The sequence below is a fragment of the Cytobacillus citreus genome, assembly GCF_018343665.1.
Classification (GTDB): domain Bacteria; phylum Bacillota; class Bacilli; order Bacillales; family Cytobacillaceae; genus Cytobacillus; species Cytobacillus citreus.
The window spans coordinates 263,095-278,359 of record NZ_JAGYPM010000004.1 but is presented as its reverse complement, the minus strand read 5'-3'; the positions used below and the strand labels follow the sequence as shown (position 1 = coordinate 278,359).

Here is a 15,265-nt window from a genome sequence, read left to right as displayed (position 1 = left end):
AGAAATTCACCATGACTTTTAACACAGCGTTAAATTTAATAGGTTTTTGTTATATGTTATTTTTTGATCTATTACTGTTAGACAATAATGCTATGAGTGATTTAAAGTATTTAGGTTAGTTCAGTGTAAAAGCGGCAGCGATCGCCTCGTACAATGGATATACAAAATTCAACAGGTTTTCCAGTAATATCATAGGCTGTTCTTTCAAGCAAGAGTGCCGGACGTCCTTCCTCCGTTTGCAGGTATTCAGTTTCGTCAGCACGAATGAGGACGGGTTCAAATGCTTCTTTTGCGCTTGTTACGACGATATTAAACTGTTGTGAAAATAAGTCATATAAGGAAATTTCGCCGACTTTTTTAAGCTGCTCCGGATCGGAAACCACATGTTTCGGAATGAAAGATGATTCCAAAATATACGGCTCATTATTGGCACAGCGAAGTCGTTTCATTTCAATCACATGCTCATCTTCTCTTAGCTGTAATGCTTCGCGGATTTTTGACGTCGGTGTGACTTCTTCTATTTTCAAAATGATATCCTTAGGATTCAAGCCGTTTTCTTTTAATACTTTACTAAAGCTGTAGAATCCCATCAATGACTGCTGCAATTTCGGTTTTGCCACGAAGGTTCCTTTCCCTTGGATTCGGTATAGGATTCCTTCCTGTACAAGCTCCTCAATCGCTTTTTTGGACGTGTTACGACTCACACCAAATTGGTCCATTAACTGATTTTCCGATGGGATTTTATCCCCAGGTGTCCAATGCCCTTTTTCAATCGAACCTTTTATTCTTTCCATTAATTGGTGATATAGCGGGATTACACTATCATGCTTCAATGGTTCCATTTTATAAGCCTGCCTCCAAACAATACTTCATTCTTTTGATTACCAAAATTATACCACCTCAACTTGTGGAGTCAACCCAACAAGATGTTGTGTGATGACTATGTACCGAGCGAAAACTTTTCCACAACCGTCCCTCCATGTAAATGGTGGGAGAGCCATTGATACTCCAATAGTTCTCACATCCGGGTTAAGATAAATGCGGATTTACAACGCTATGGCCATTTTCAAACCGATTCCCCATTAAGCACAAAAAAGAGCCTACATAGAGTAAGCTGAAATTTTAAAAACTAAAAAAGCTTAGCCCACAAATTGTGAACTAAGCTTAATTTTATTTATACTTGCGTTTTATAACCAGTATTCGCTTTTACCTTTACCTCTGCAAATCGCTTCGCGTCTTGCTTTTTAGAAAGCAATGTTCCAATAACTCCGCCAATAAATCCAATCGGAACAGAAAGAAGTGCAGGATTTGTTAGTGGAAAAATTGGATCTCCGGTAATTAATGCTGCACCTGCTACTGGAGACATTACACTTGGACTAATGGCTACAAGAACCAATGCGGACACTAGTCCTGCTATCATTCCTGTCATTGCACCTGTCGTATTGAATCGCTTCCAATAAATCGTATACACAATAACAGGCAGATTGGCGCTTGCAGCTACACAAAACGCTAAGGAGACGAGGAATGCTACGTTCAAGTTTTGTGCAAATAATGCTAGTAAAATAGAAAATACGGAAACGCTCAGTGAAGCATATTTTGCAGCGAGCATTTGCTGCTTTTCTGTTGCTTTTCCCTTTTTAATAATTTGACCGTAAATATCATGAGCAAATGCTGAAGCTCCTGATAAAACAAGACCTGCAACAACCGCTAATATCGTTGCAAATGCTACAGCTGAAACAAAAGACATTAAAATATCTCCACCTAGAACTTGAGCAAGTAAAGGGGCCGCCATATTACCAGCAGCATTACTGCTCTTAATGACATCTGCTCCAACAAATGCTGCAGCTCCAAAGCCAAGGAAAATAGTCATAATATAGAAAATCCCCACAATCCATGTCGCCCATATGACTGAACTGCGTGCTGTTTTGGCATTTTTAACTGTGAAAAATCTCATTAAAATATGTGGCAGTCCTGCAGTTCCAAGAACAAGCGCTATCATAAGTGAAATTGTATCTAAAGGTACAGTATACTTAACACCTGGATTTAAATAGGCTTCTCCGAGCGGAGTCGCGGTTTTCATCGTGGTGAACATTTCGAAAATATTGAAGTTAAATTTCGCAAGAACCATGAACGAGATAATGATAGTTCCGATCATAAGCAACACGGCTTTAATGATTTGTACCCAGCTTGTTGCCGTCATACCGCCAAACAAAACATAGATCGTCATCATGACACCAACAATTAATACAGCAACCCAATAAGGAATTCCAAATAGTAATTGTATTAACGCACCTGCCCCAACTAATTGGGCAATCATATAAAAAATAACAATTGTAATCGTATTTAGGGCTGCGGTCGCACGAATTTTTTTAGCGTCAAAACGTGCATTAATCATGTCCGCCAACGTATATCTCCCAAGATTACGAAGCGGCTCAGCTACAATAAATAACACAACTAAATAAGCAACTAAGTAGCCAATACTAAATAAGAACCCGTCAAAGCCACTTAAAGCAATCGCACCAGCAATCCCTAAGAAGGAAGCAGCGGATAAATAATCACCAGCGATAGCAAGGCCATTTTGCCATCCAGTCAACCCCCCGCCTGCCGTATAAAATTCAGACGCTGTTTTCGTTCTTTTGGCAGCATAATAAGTAATAGCAAGCGTCATCGCAACAATGATTAAAAATAGGATGATTACAGTAGCATTCATTGAGCTTCCCTCCCATCTAAATCTTCTTCCTTCCAAATTTTCTCAGCCATATGATCAAATGTTGCTGCTTTCTTCATATAAATAGTAGCCATTACCCATGTCATAATAAATAATAATAAAGCGTAGATCCAAGCCCATGATATATCCCCTATTGCTGGTGCATCCATTATGTTTGTGTAAGAAATCAAAATAGGAAACAATAAATAAAGCCCAAAAAATATAATAATTGAAGGTACTAAAAATTTCCTTTTGGCAGCCATCAACTCCTGAAATTGACTGCTCCGTTCAATCTTTTCAAAATCCTCTCCCCTTTTTTTAAGATCACTTTGAGACACCTTCTTTGCCATAGCTCCATCCCCCTTGTTTGTATATTCAAATAATTTTGAATATAAATAAAATTTAATAAAAAAGAGGACAACTGTCAATTTATATTTTTATTTTTTCATGCTTAAGTCACAAGATTTTTCAAGTAGGCAAATATTTTTAAACAAAAAATACACCACTACATATGAGTGGTGTACTATGTTTTTATATTCGAACGGTTTTCAAATCGTTCAAAAGCTGTATACTCACTAACGAATGTATCATGAACAAAATCCTCACAGCATTGTTATCATAATGGATTTCACTGCTTATCTAATGATTTCCTGCCAATTTGGCGGTAATTCATGTGTTTCTAAATGTTCATACTTCATTAGTTTTACCTGACTAGGAATTGTTGGAGCTATTTCGAATGTGATCCGGTCTTTTCCTACAGAATTGTGTGCGCCCACAACCGGTGTCACTTCAAGTGTTATCTTAAAATGGAATGTACGAAATCCACCTAACCTTTCAACCTTTATCACATCGATTTGATACGGGTAAACAAGAGGATTTATTGTTAACAATTTTGAATAATATTCGTTAACCGCTTTTTCTATTGGTTCGCCGAGAAAAAGCATTAGAATGTCCTGAATCATTAACTCTTTGGAGTCTTGTTGGATGTTTGCATTTGAAGCTATACTGTGAGAATGCCAAGTGAAAATCAATGAAAAAGTCAGAAATATTGTGAAAAGAAATCTCCTCATGATATATCTCTCCTATTCGGATTTATTTATCTATCATAGGATTCCTCAGATTGTTCATTTATTAAAGAGGTATAATTTCACATTCTTTTCACGTATATCCCAATCTATATTTGCACGATTAATTTAAATTCAAAAAATGGGTGGATCCTGGAAACTTTTCTTCTTTTGTAAATCCAAGTGAAGTATAGAACTTATCTGCTTGCTCTGTATTTGTACGGAGCACTATTACTTGAAAATGTTTTTCTGCATCGTAAATAATTCTTTTTAGCAAGAGTTTCCCTAATCCTTTTCTCCGATTTTTTTTCGCAACATAAAATCTTCGCAAACGGCCAATGATTTTTTGATTTGAATATGGATCTATATTTAGTCCGCCAACAGCAACACAAACTCCCTCTTTACTAAAAACACCATACAAAGCTTCCCCGTGCTCATTAAATGTATTTGTACCACCCTTGTACTCATTCATTAATCTTTCAAGAAAATGGAAGCCCTCTTCCTTACTTTCCTTTACTAAATTGCTTAAATTGTTACATAGCAGATTATTTAGTTGTTTCACATGGAATTCTTGCATAACTCCTCCTAACATTTAAGAAGTATGTATCACAACAGGATTACATGGTTTTTCATAGAAGATCAGAACTTAGTGCAGTTATTGAAATGCCTGTATTATCTCCGATTATTCAACAATATATATTAATTCTCCTGCCCACCTGAATATAAATTTGCAGAAAAACATTAATTGTCAAAGGACGCTACAAACTATCTTTAAAACTCTTGTTTAAAATCCTTCGATGAAAAAATAATTGGTAAATGAGAGTTCTAGGGTGCTCAATGAAGACGGAATTTGGTGATATTGACTGGGCGATGGCTTCTTCCGGGCTCAATGTGGACATGTAACGGTGATATTGTCTGGGTGATGGCTTCTCTCGGGCTCAATGTGGGCATCTAATGGAGAAATTAGCTAGTTGAAGACATCATACATTTAACTTTCTTTCCCACTCCCTGGACTACATAAATGATTTCCCCGAAACTTTTCCCTATAAAATTCGTATTAATATTATTGAATTTTCCAAAGGAGAGATTTTATGGGCAACATTTTTCTATTTTCACTCATTGTAGGATTAGCATCTGCACTTGTGTTAATACCCTTCTCAAAGAGTAATAAATCAAAGGAAAAAGAAGGAAAGCAGTCAATAGCCGGAGGACTTATCACTGGAATTGTTTTGTTAATTGTAGGTGTCTTTACCTTCTATTATATTACCAATCTAGATCGGAACCTAACCTCTTTATGGGTGTTTGCTATCATCGTAACTCTTGGAGGAACTTTATTCGCTACTGGTAAGGAAAGAATTTTCAAAGGGGTTTTGTTCCTAGGCACACTCATTGTTGGGGGAATATTTCTAACTTCATTCCTTTTTAATGCAGATGAAAAGTTTGATATTGCTAAAATGAAAGAAAAAACAGAAATTGAAACGTTTGATGAGAAGGAAACGCCAGCCAGTGTTCCGCCTCAGTTTGCGCGTAATAAAATGAAAAAGGCATTCGGACAGGTTCCAAATACGAGCTATTATGAACTTGGAAATTTACAAATTCAAAAGGTTGACGGTCAATATGTGTACATTGCCCCAGTTGAATTTTCTGGATTTTTCAAGTGGTTGAATGGCGACTATACACCAGGATATTTTACGATAAGCGCAACTGATTCAAGTGCAAATCCGAAATTTGTTCAAGCTGAAATGAACTATACCCCTTCCTCTTTTTTTAATAAAAAACTTGAACGCCATATTCGGATGCAATATCCAAAACATATTTTCTATGGTGATGTGCAATTAGAGGTTGATAATGACGGTAAGCCCTATTATATCCGTTCATTTGGTGAATTCGTTTCTGCTCGAAATGGATTTGATGTAAAAGGGATTGTAATGGTAGATCCCAAAACAGGAGAAACGAAGGAATATAGTTTAGCGAATGTTCCAGACTTTATTGATGGGGCAGTTTCACCTGAGGTTGTCAGCTTACAAAATAGCTACTTCGGTAATTATGTGCATGGATTTTGGAATAGCAAATTTGGCAAAAAGGATGTAAAGCTTCCTTCTGATGAAGGCACAGAGGCGAATGTTAGTCCGATATTTGATGAAAATGGGGATATGTATTATTTCACTGATTTCACAAGTCCAAAAGAGGGCGTAGATTCGATGCTTGGATACTCTCTAACCAATTCAAGAACCGGCGAAGCAACGTACTATACTGGAAATCTTGAAGAATCATATATGGATTCCCAAGGTGCGTTACAAATTATTGAAAAGAAATTTATTGAAAAGAAATGGGAAGGTGAAATGCCAGTTCTTTATAACTTCTATGGGGAAGCAAGCTGGCTAACACCTGTTCTTGACTCAAACGGCTTCTTGCAGAATTACTTTATCGTATCGGCTGCCAATCCGGAAATTTCCGTGTATGGCAATACGCCAAATGAAGCTTTGAAGCTCTATAAAACTGCCTTGCAAAGAGGCGGTGGTACTGTAGATGGAAGCTCCAAGGCAGAGGAAAAACAGGTTAGCGGAACAGTCGTCCGCGTCTATAAAGAAAAATCTGGAGATTCCACAGTTGTAACCTTCCTATTAGACAATAAACAAAGCTATGTGATTTCATCAGAGAACAGCCCTCTCGCTATTTACTTGCAAGAAGGCGATAAAGTAAAGGTTAACTACTTAGATACAGGTGAAGTCTTTATGCCTGCTAAGGAAATTGTCATTGATGGTTTAGAATAAAATAGAAAAAACAAGATGGAGCTCTTTTCGCTTCATCTTGTTTTTATTATTCATTTGCCATTAAAATAGCGTTCTTTTAAAATTTTGCGATGATGAAGCTCGTGTCCTGCTATAATACTTGCAATCGCATGAACAGTAACGACAGTACCATTTGCAGTTCCTTCTCGTGACCATGCTGCAGAATCCAAACTTTTGAGTAAATGAATGGTTGAAAGACGGACTGCCGAAAAACTTTCAAGCAGCTCCTGTATCGACAATATATTAAATGAGGCATTTTGCACATAAGCATTTTCGTCAAAACCTGGAAGCGGGGAAGCTTCTCCTCTTGCAAAACAAAGAAGGCGATACCCCATGATACGTTCGGTGTCAACGATATGACCTAGCACTTCTTTCACTGTCCATTTATCAGAATCATATTGAAAAAGGCTTTGCATCTCAGTCATGTCTTTTAGCAATTCAATCATTTCATTCTTCTGTTGACTTAATATAGAAACAATATCCCCTTCAGGAACTAAGTTCACGTATGATGAATAATAAGCCGGATACTCACTTGCTTCAGGTCGCTTTTGCATGTATACCATTCCTCTTTAATAAAATTTAGTCTTCTGCCAAATATATTACAAGAGATCAACATAAATGATCAGCAGATATGTTTTGGCTTTGAAGAATAGTATTCATTAGATTATAATTAAATTGTTTTTCATTTTTAGATGATCTATTTTATACCTACTATAGGAGAAATAAATGTTTTCTAGAAAAAGCTTTTACAAAACTGAATGGACTTCATTGCTTCTAACTGCCGTTTTGACCGCCATCGCAAGTGAGATTAAAGTTATCCCCTTCAGCGGGGAGGCTTTTCGTTTTGGATTAGGAAGCATAGCTTTTTTTCTGCTTATTCTTATTCTTCCACCTGTTTCTTTAATTCGTACAGGCATCAGCACTGGAATTACTGTCGTCTGTTTTCGTATCTTTGGTGATATATTCTTTGATCATGTTCCTTTTTGGATAAGTTTTAAGAGTCATCTGCCTGTTTTCCTTTATTATTTTCTGTTTTCTCTAGGATTTAGTTTCATAAAAATAAATAATTATAAAACAAATCCTCTTCTCCTGGGAGCTTTCGCAGCCATTTTCGAATTTATCGGAAACAGCGCAGAGCACCTTATGCACTATTGGCTATTAAATCATGCGAACTTAGGACTGCAGGAATGGTTATTACTCTGTGGAGTAGCCTTACTAAGAAGCTATTTTGTTGTAGGATTATATAGCTCTATTACTGTTTCCGAACAAAAGAAACAGATGCAAGAAATGCTTGGAGTTGGATCTGAATTATATGCAGAAACCCTATATTTAGAGAAATCATTAGATCATATTGAACAGATCACGGTTTCAAGCCATGATTTATATCGTAAATTAAAAAAGAAGAATCTTTCAGAATTAAGCAAGCAAGCATTGTTCATCACACAAGAGATACATGAAGTGAAAAAAGATTCACAGCGGATTCTTTCTGGACTTTCTAAAATCTCGACGCATAAGAGGAATGATGTCGTCTTCCTATCCGATGTCCTCGGATTCGTAGTTACAGCTAATGAAAAATATAGTGAGCTGCTCGGGAAAAAAATCATCTTTCATTTCAAGTTATCCACTGATTTTGAAACAGATCAGCAAATCCCACTCCTTGCTATATTAAATAATCTTACTGCCAATGCTATCGAAGCCATTGAGGAAACCGGGAATATTCATATTGAAATCTTTGAAGAGTCAGATTACACAGGATTCATTGTAAAAGATACCGGAAAAGGAATTTCAGAAGAGGATTTATCCTTTATTTTTGAACCAGGTTATACGACTAAATATAATGATCACGGAGTGGCAGCAACTGGGATTGGTTTGTCTCACGTACAAGACATTGTACATTCTCTAAAGGGACAAATAACATTAGAATCCTCTACTAAAGGAACAACATTCAGTTTACAAATTCCAGCTAATAACTTAAGGTATACAGTTAACTAATTTTAAAAAATTTCATTTACTTTAAAGAAAGCGAGTTGAATGAAATTGCGTTATTTTATCATTGATGATGATATGGCAAGCCGAAAAATGCTAGAAAAAATCATCGTTGAAGAAGAAATCGGCCATATTATTGGTATGGCAGAAAACGGACAGAAAGCCATTCAGTCTATCCTTTCAACTCGTCCTGATTTTGTCTTGATTGACTTTCTTATGCCAGAAATGGATGGAATAGAAACGATAGAACAGTTGAGAATGCAAGGCTTTAAAGGCAAGTTCATTATGATTTCTCAAATAGTGAATAAAGAAATGGTAGGAGAAGCATATGAAAAAGGGGTAGAATTCTTTATCCACAAACCAATTAATCGGATTGAAGTACAAAGCATCCTTAAAAGGACAGCAGAACAATTTCATCTCAAGCATTCTCTATTAACGATTCGGGAATCATTGTCTCACATTGAATCATCCCATTTTACTCAAAAACCGCGCAGCGTGAGAGAAATCGCTTTATCGATATTAAATGATATGGGAATTATCGGTGAAGCCGGAAGCAAAGATATGGTTTTGATGCTGGAAATCTTAATGAATCGAAATAATTCCAGTACTGTATTGCCGCCTTTAAAAGAATTATACGAAGCAGTAGCCATTTCGAAAGGAACTGACGGAGTCAATATCAAAAAAGAAAGTAAATCCATTGAACAGCGAATTCGAAGGGCCATTATTGCTGCACTTAATAACTTAGCTTCATTCGGTACCATCGATTACACGAATCCAAAGTTTGAATATTATGCTCCTCGCTATTTTGATTTACAAGAAATTAGGGCACAAATGAGAAAAATTGAATCAGACAGCAACGAAACAATGAAAGCTAAAATAAATATTAAAAAGTTTCTGCAAGTATTATATGTTGAAACAATAGAGAATTTCCGTCAGCGGTTATAAAGAAGCCCTTACTTAAAAAGCCCACCTCAAAAAAATTATTGAGGCGGGCTCTTTTTATTCTATGTCTATGTGAGACTTCCCTGTTTATTTACGCTACAGGCACTAAAGCGTAGCGGGCGTTCCGGAAGCTTCCTTGTCGCTACCGCTTCTGCGGGGTCTCCTTTGACTCGCTTCTCCTACAGGTCTCGCGCCTTCCTCTTCAATCAACAACAAAATAGCATGATCAACATAGAGCTTTAACACAGCCTATTATATAAAAAATATTTTAAAAATTTGTCGGATTTTGTAGGATTCAATAATTTCTCAATATAATAAATATATTATTGATTTTCAAGCACTGTAAGCGTTTTCTTATTTTTTTAGGAGAGGTGACCTGATGAAAAAATTTAAATTTAGTTTAGCTTATCAGATTCTTGTTGGTTTAATTTTAGGGATTACGGTCGGAGCTATTTTTTATGGCAACCCAGCAGTTGAAACTTATTTACAGCCAATTGGTGACATTTTCATACGCTTGATTAAAATGATTGTTGTTCCTATTGTTATTTCTACATTAATTATAGGTGTTGCTGGAACAGGAGATATAAAAAAATTAGGAAAGCTTGGCGGAAAAACACTTTTATACTTTGAAATTGTAACGACAATTGCCATCATCGTTGGATTGCTTGCTGCTAACATTGTTAAGCCTGGTGAAGGCGTCGATATGTCCAAGCTTGCTAAAGGCGACATTGAACAATATGTAAATACGACAGAAGAAGTAACAAGTAATAGCTTAGCCGATACTTTTGTAAATATTGTTCCAGAAAACATCATCAAATCATTAGCAGAAGGAGATATGCTTGCCATTATTTTCTTCGCGGTTATGTTCGGATTAGGAATTGCTGCCATTGGCGAAAGAGGAAAACCAGTCCTTGCTTTCTTCCAAGGGACGGCTGACGCTATGTTCTGGGTTACAAATCTAATTATGAAATTCGCTCCATTTGGAGTTTTTGCTTTAATTGGAGTAACTGTTTCAAAATTCGGAGTCGAATCATTGATTCCACTTGGAAAATTAATCGTATTAGTGTATGTTACAATGGCCCTATTTGTTCTTGTCATTCTAGGCTCCATTGCGAAGATGTGTGGAACAAGCGTTTTCCATCTTATAAAGATTTTAAAAGACGAGCTCATTTTAGCTTATTCAACATCAAGTTCAGAAACCGTTTTGCCAAAAATAATGGAGAAATTGGAGAAATTCGGCTGCCCGAAAGACGTCGTTTCCTTTGTCATTCCCACAGGCTATTCATTCAACCTAGACGGTTCTACACTCTATCAAGCAATTGCAGCCATTTTTATTGCCCAAATGTATGGGATCGACTTAAGCATTACTGATCAAATTACATTAATGTTAGTTTTAATGGTAACTTCAAAAGGAATTGCCGGTGTACCAGGAGTTTCCTTTGTTGTTCTTTTAGCAACTTTAGGAACTGTAGGTATCCCTGTTGAAGGTCTCGCCTTTATTGCTGGGATCGACCGAATTCTAGATATGGCTCGAACTGTTGTAAATGTAATCGGTAACTCATTAGCTGCCGTTGTCATGTCCAAGTGGGAAGGCCGATTTGATTCCAAAAAAGGAAATGAATATCTCACTACTATTCAGAAATCAGCATAATGTGAAACTTTAATCAGTTAGGGTCTTTCAGCCCGTTAACCTACGATAGATTGCTTTAAAAAATAATAGAGCCTGTTTTGAATTAATAATCGTTCAAAACAGGCTCTTCATATTTTTAGAAAATTTTTTTCGATAATCATTTTCTTCTCATTTTTGGAAATTACCTAGCATGTTGAAAAATTCATTCAGGAACTCGTGAAATAGTTTCGCGGTTGGGAGCATTTCACGGTCGTTTGGAATGATTACCCCTACCGTCCTTGTAACTTGTGGCTCGACTGAGATTTTTACTGTATGGCGCGGCAAGCTGTCAATCAATGTTATTTCCGGAATAAGTGTTACACCAAGCCCAGCTGAGACTAAGCCTTTTATCGCGTCAATGTCCTCTCCTTCGAATGTCACATTCGGTTGAAAACCTTGCTGGTGGCAGGCATTCACTGTAATTTCACGTAGAACATATCCTTTCGGAAACAATACAAATGAATCATCCCGCAATTGGCTTAGCTTAACCGATTTCCGATCAGCTAAAGGATGCCTTACTGGCAGTAGAGCAACTATTTTTTCGGTAAATAAAATGTTTCCCAGCACTTTTTTCTCATCTTTTGGTACAGGACCAAGAAGAGCCATATCGATATCGCCTTTTATTACCCCATCTATTAAACTTTGATAGGAGCCTTGACGCAATTGATATTTCACTTCTGGATGCTGTCTGCTAAACGCAGAAATGGCAGTTGGCAGTGTATAAGCAGCAAGACTGCTTGGGAAACCAATGCGAATCGTCCCCTTCTCTGGATCTAAATACTCATCCACCTCCCGTTTCGCATTTTCAATAACATTCATCGCTTCCTCCATGTGTCCAAGAAATATCTTTCCTATCGGAGTCAATCGAACATTTCTGCCCTCGCGGATAAATAAGTCCACCCCCAGCTCAGCTTCTAAATTAAATATCTGCCTGCTGACTGCTGATTGTGCAACATGTAAAGAAACAGCAGCTTCTGTTACATGCTCTCTCTTCGCAACCTCCATAAAATATTGGATCTGCCTTAATTCCAAATGACTCACCTCATCCATTAATCTCATGACGGCATGATTCTTATCTAATATTCATATTGTTTAGATTATTTTTTCATTATAAAATTTTCTTATGAGAAAATCCATTTATTTTAATAATTATTCACAAATAATATTATTTCACTTTGCTATTAACACATTTTATATAGAGAGGATTTGATAAATATGCAAACTTTAGAGGAAGTGAAGCAGAGCGAGTCAAAAGCTGCGATTGATTATGTAAATGAAGTATTTGAAATAGTGAAGATTAGAAATCCTTTTGAAACTGAGTTCCATCAAGCTGTTGAAGAAATTTTTGATTCACTCGTGCCTGTTTTTTCAAAGCATCCAAAATATATGAACCAAAATATCCTTGAAAGAATCGTTGAACCTGAAAGAGTCATTTCTTTCCGAGTTCCTTGGACAGATGATAAGGGAAAAGTACAGGTAAATCGTGGATTTCGTGTCCAGTACAGCAGTACACTTGGTCCCTATAAAGGAGGCATCCGTTTCCATCCTTCAGTAAATGCTAGCATCGTTAAATTCCTCGGGTTTGAACAAATTTTCAAAAACTCCCTCACAGGACAGCCAATCGGTGGAGCAAAAGGCGGCTCAGATTTCGATCCAAAGGGAAAATCAGATGGTGAAATCATGCGTTTCACACAAAGCTTCATGACTGAATTATTCAGGCATATTGGCCCTGATACCGATGTTCCAGCTGGAGATATTGGAGTCGGCGCAAGAGAAGTCGGCTATATGTATGGACAATACAAAAGACTGCGTGGCGCCTATGAAGCAGGAGTTCTAACTGGAAAAGGGCTTGGATTTGGAGGAAGCTTAGCACGTACGGAGGCAACTGGCTACGGTCTTGTTTACTTTGTCGAGGAAATGCTAGCTGACAAAGGACTTAGCTTTAGCGACAGCACTGTAGTCGTGTCCGGCTCGGGAAATGTTTCTATATACGCTATTGAAAAGGCGATGCAATTAGGCGCTAAGGTTGTTGCTTGCAGTGACTCGAATGGATATATTTATGACGAAAACGGACTTAATCTGGAAACAGTCAAGCGCTTGAAAGAGGTTGAGGGAAAACGAATTTATGAATACGTGAATGAACACCCTCATGCCCAATATGTGGAAGGCTGTTCTGGTATCTGGTCCATTCCTTGTGACATCGCTCTTCCATGTGCAACTCAAAATGAAATAAACGAATGCTCTGCTAAAATACTTGTTGCAAATGGAGTAAAGGCACTTGGGGAAGGAGCCAATATGCCTTCCACATTAGCCGCGATCGATGTATTTCTGAAAAATGATATTCTTTTTGCTCCTGCAAAAGCAGCTAACGCCGGGGGCGTATCTGTTTCTGCCTTAGAAATGGCCCAAAACAGCGCAAGAATTGCATGGACATTTGAGGAAGTGGATGAGAAACTTTGTATGATAATGACGAATATTTATCGTCAAAGTGTCAAAGCTGCAGAGGAATATGGCTATCCGGGGAATCTCGTTGTTGGCTCAAATATTGCCGGCTTTATTCGTGTCGCCGATGCTATGATTGTACAGGGAGTCGTTTAATATAGCTATTTAAATGAAGCTTTCTTTTAGAAAAAGCATTAATTTCTTTTTCATAATTAGACTTAAAAACATATAATACTCAAAATACAAATTAGGATGTAGACCGTATTCTATTTACCATACGGTCTGCATCCTAAATCATTTCATGTCAACTTCTTAATAATCGCCACTTTCAGGTAATTGCCTTCTTGAAATTCCTTTTTCGTCTTAAAATCCTCGGGGAGACTAAATTCCTCAAGAATTTTGTATTTTGTTCCTCTTTTATTAAATGCCTTCTCAATAAAGCCTTTAAATTTTTCCATGTTAAAAGTACTGCAATTTGTAGAAGCAACAATAATTCCATTTTTCTCTGTTATTTGAATTGCTTCCTCAAGAAGACCTGTATAATCCTTTACAGCACTAAAAGTATGTTTCTTAGAACGTGCAAAGCTCGGGGGATCGAGAATGACCATTTCAAATTTCAGTTGCTTCCGGACAGCGTATTTAAAATAATTGAACACATCTTCGACAATGATGTCATGCGTTTCATAGTCAATGCCGTTAACACTAAATTGCTCTATCGTCTTACTTTTACTGCGGTTTGCAAGATCTACACTCGTTGTCTTAGCTGCACCACCCAATGCCGCAGCTACTGAAAAAGCTCCTGTATAAGAAAAGGTATTTAATACTGTTTTCCCTTTTGCGTATTTGTCACGAATTGCCTTTCGAACATTCCTTTGATCTAGGAACACTCCCACCATAGCTCCGTCATTCAGATAAACAGCAAAGTTGATCCCATTCTCTTTTACTATTAAAGGGAAAGCTGCACGTTCTCCAGTAACGAAATCATCATCTTCCAAATAGGTACCCTTTATTGCGAAGCGTTTTTTTTCATATACCCCTTTTACTTCTGCCACATTGAGCAGTGCTTCTATTACTTCATTTTTAAAATGATAAATCCCCTCGCTGTACCATGTAACTAAGTAAAACCCAGCAAAGAAATCAATTGTCAGTCCGCCAATCCCGTCGCCTTCTCCATTAAAGATGCGAAAGGCCGATGTGTCCGGATCATCAAAGAATATTTTTCTGCAATCCATTGCTTTTTTTATCCTTTTCTCAAAAAAACCCTGATCAATTTGCTCCTGCTGGTTTCTGCTTAGGATCCATCCTATCCCCTTATTCTGTTTACCATAATAGCCTTTGGCTATAAATCGATTCTTTTCATCAAAAAAGCTAATAATTCTACCCTCAGTAAGACCACTTGGAATTTTAGCAATGGAATCCTCTATGATAAGGGGATAGCCAGATTGTAAACCTTTAACAAATGTTGATTTCACTTTTAAGCATTCTTCTTTATTCATTTGTTCACCCAATCATTTCTTATTACTATCTCTCATTAATGATCTTAACATTTGAGAGAAATTCCTCCAAATATGTTCTGTTTTACAGCAATCGAGAAATAACAACATTATTAAAAAACTAGGAAATTTTATTATCCTGTTGTAATTTATTTATATATGTAATAAAA

The 15,265-nt window shown here is 37.0% G+C and carries 13 protein-coding genes; 5 read left to right on the top strand and 8 right to left on the bottom strand.

The window, feature by feature from the left end; translation table 11 throughout:
* Positions 1–110 precede the first annotated feature (110 nt).
* The 5 genes from KHA94_RS17975 to KHA94_RS17955 form a co-directional block, all read right to left on the bottom strand.
* The gene (locus KHA94_RS17975; RefSeq protein WP_213103510.1) at positions 111–842 is read right to left on the bottom strand and encodes a GntR family transcriptional regulator; all 732 of its coding nucleotides are present in this window, start codon (positions 840–842) and stop codon (positions 111–113) included.
* Between the two features lie 332 nt (positions 843–1,174).
* Complete coding sequence (locus tag KHA94_RS17970; RefSeq protein ID WP_213103509.1) at positions 1,175–2,710, bottom strand: solute symporter family protein; 1,536 nt, start codon at positions 2,708–2,710, stop codon at positions 1,175–1,177.
* Positions 2,707–3,057 carry a DUF485 domain-containing protein gene (locus KHA94_RS17965; protein ID WP_213103508.1) on the bottom strand — a complete coding sequence of 117 codons (351 nt, stop codon included), beginning with the start codon at positions 3,055–3,057 and terminating at the stop codon, positions 2,707–2,709. Before KHA94_RS17965 ends, KHA94_RS17970 begins: the two co-directional genes overlap by 4 nt.
* Before the next feature lie 285 nt (positions 3,058–3,342).
* Positions 3,343–3,777 carry a DUF3888 domain-containing protein gene (locus KHA94_RS17960; protein WP_213103507.1) on the bottom strand — a complete coding sequence of 145 codons (435 nt, stop codon included), beginning with the start codon at positions 3,775–3,777 and terminating at the stop codon, positions 3,343–3,345.
* A 118-nt stretch (positions 3,778–3,895) separates the two neighbouring features.
* Positions 3,896–4,348: a GNAT family N-acetyltransferase gene (locus tag KHA94_RS17955; protein WP_213103506.1), complete on the bottom strand. Its 453-nt coding sequence runs from the start codon at positions 4,346–4,348 to the stop codon at positions 3,896–3,898.
* Positions 4,349–4,862: 514 nt separating this feature from the next.
* On the opposite strand from KHA94_RS17955, the gene KHA94_RS17950 reads away from it, so the two are divergent.
* On the top strand, positions 4,863–6,545 hold the full coding sequence (locus KHA94_RS17950; protein ID WP_213103505.1) for a hypothetical protein: 1,683 nt from the start codon (positions 4,863–4,865) through the stop codon (positions 6,543–6,545).
* A 50-nt stretch (positions 6,546–6,595) separates the two neighbouring features.
* Here KHA94_RS17950 and KHA94_RS17945 read toward each other — a convergent pair whose 3' ends face one another.
* Positions 6,596–7,117, bottom strand: coding sequence for a DinB family protein (locus tag KHA94_RS17945; protein ID WP_213103504.1), 522 nt, complete (start codon positions 7,115–7,117; stop codon positions 6,596–6,598).
* Between the two features lie 172 nt (positions 7,118–7,289).
* Here KHA94_RS17945 and KHA94_RS17940 point away from each other — a divergent pair, with 172 nt between their 5' ends.
* The 3 genes from KHA94_RS17940 to KHA94_RS17930 all read left to right on the top strand — a co-directional run bounded on the left by KHA94_RS17940 (position 7,290) and on the right by KHA94_RS17930 (position 11,142).
* Complete coding sequence (locus KHA94_RS17940; RefSeq protein WP_213103503.1) at positions 7,290–8,555, top strand: sensor histidine kinase; 1,266 nt, start codon at positions 7,290–7,292, stop codon at positions 8,553–8,555.
* Positions 8,556–8,600: 45 nt separating this feature from the next.
* Positions 8,601–9,494, top strand: a complete 894-nt coding sequence (locus tag KHA94_RS17935; protein WP_213103917.1) for a response regulator — start codon at positions 8,601–8,603, stop codon at positions 9,492–9,494.
* A 376-nt stretch (positions 9,495–9,870) separates the two neighbouring features.
* Complete coding sequence (locus KHA94_RS17930; RefSeq protein WP_213103502.1) at positions 9,871–11,142, top strand: cation:dicarboxylate symporter family transporter; 1,272 nt, start codon at positions 9,871–9,873, stop codon at positions 11,140–11,142.
* A gap of 147 nt (positions 11,143–11,289) precedes the next feature.
* Here the strand turns inward: KHA94_RS17930 and gltC are convergent, their stop codons facing one another.
* Complete coding sequence (gltC, locus tag KHA94_RS17925) at positions 11,290–12,192, bottom strand: glutamate biosynthesis transcriptional regulator GltC (protein WP_213103501.1); 903 nt, start codon at positions 12,190–12,192, stop codon at positions 11,290–11,292.
* Positions 12,193–12,375: 183 nt separating this feature from the next.
* Between gltC and gdhA the strand changes: the two genes are divergently transcribed.
* Positions 12,376–13,758, top strand: a complete 1,383-nt coding sequence (gene gdhA, locus KHA94_RS17920) for an NADP-specific glutamate dehydrogenase (RefSeq protein ID WP_213103500.1) — start codon at positions 12,376–12,378, stop codon at positions 13,756–13,758.
* A gap of 143 nt (positions 13,759–13,901) precedes the next feature.
* Here gdhA and KHA94_RS17915 read toward each other — a convergent pair whose 3' ends face one another.
* Positions 13,902–15,098, bottom strand: coding sequence for a class I SAM-dependent rRNA methyltransferase (locus tag KHA94_RS17915; RefSeq protein WP_213103499.1), 1,197 nt, complete (start codon positions 15,096–15,098; stop codon positions 13,902–13,904).
* Positions 15,099–15,265 lie beyond the last annotated feature (167 nt).

Bases quoted from the DNA above. Each gene is read 5' to 3' on its own strand.
- KHA94_RS17975 (WP_213103510.1), bottom strand. From the start codon at position 842: ATGGAACCATTGAAGCATGATAGTGTAATCCCGCTATATCACCAATTA.
- KHA94_RS17970 (WP_213103509.1), bottom strand. From the start codon at position 2,710: ATGAATGCTACTGTAATCATCCTATTTTTAATCATTGTTGCGATGACG.
- KHA94_RS17965 (WP_213103508.1), bottom strand. From the start codon at position 3,057: ATGGCAAAGAAGGTGTCTCAAAGTGATCTTAAAAAAAGGGGAGAGGAT.
- KHA94_RS17960 (WP_213103507.1), bottom strand. From the start codon at position 3,777: ATGAGGAGATTTCTTTTCACAATATTTCTGACTTTTTCATTGATTTTC.
- KHA94_RS17955 (WP_213103506.1), bottom strand. From the start codon at position 4,348: ATGCAAGAATTCCATGTGAAACAACTAAATAATCTGCTATGTAACAAT.
- KHA94_RS17950 (WP_213103505.1), top strand. From the start codon at position 4,863: ATGGGCAACATTTTTCTATTTTCACTCATTGTAGGATTAGCATCTGCA.
- KHA94_RS17945 (WP_213103504.1), bottom strand. From the start codon at position 7,117: ATGCAAAAGCGACCTGAAGCAAGTGAGTATCCGGCTTATTATTCATCA.
- KHA94_RS17940 (WP_213103503.1), top strand. From the start codon at position 7,290: ATGTTTTCTAGAAAAAGCTTTTACAAAACTGAATGGACTTCATTGCTT.
- KHA94_RS17930 (WP_213103502.1), top strand. From the start codon at position 9,871: ATGAAAAAATTTAAATTTAGTTTAGCTTATCAGATTCTTGTTGGTTTA.
- gdhA (WP_213103500.1), top strand. From the start codon at position 12,376: ATGCAAACTTTAGAGGAAGTGAAGCAGAGCGAGTCAAAAGCTGCGATT.
- KHA94_RS17915 (WP_213103499.1), bottom strand. From the start codon at position 15,098: ATGAATAAAGAAGAATGCTTAAAAGTGAAATCAACATTTGTTAAAGGT.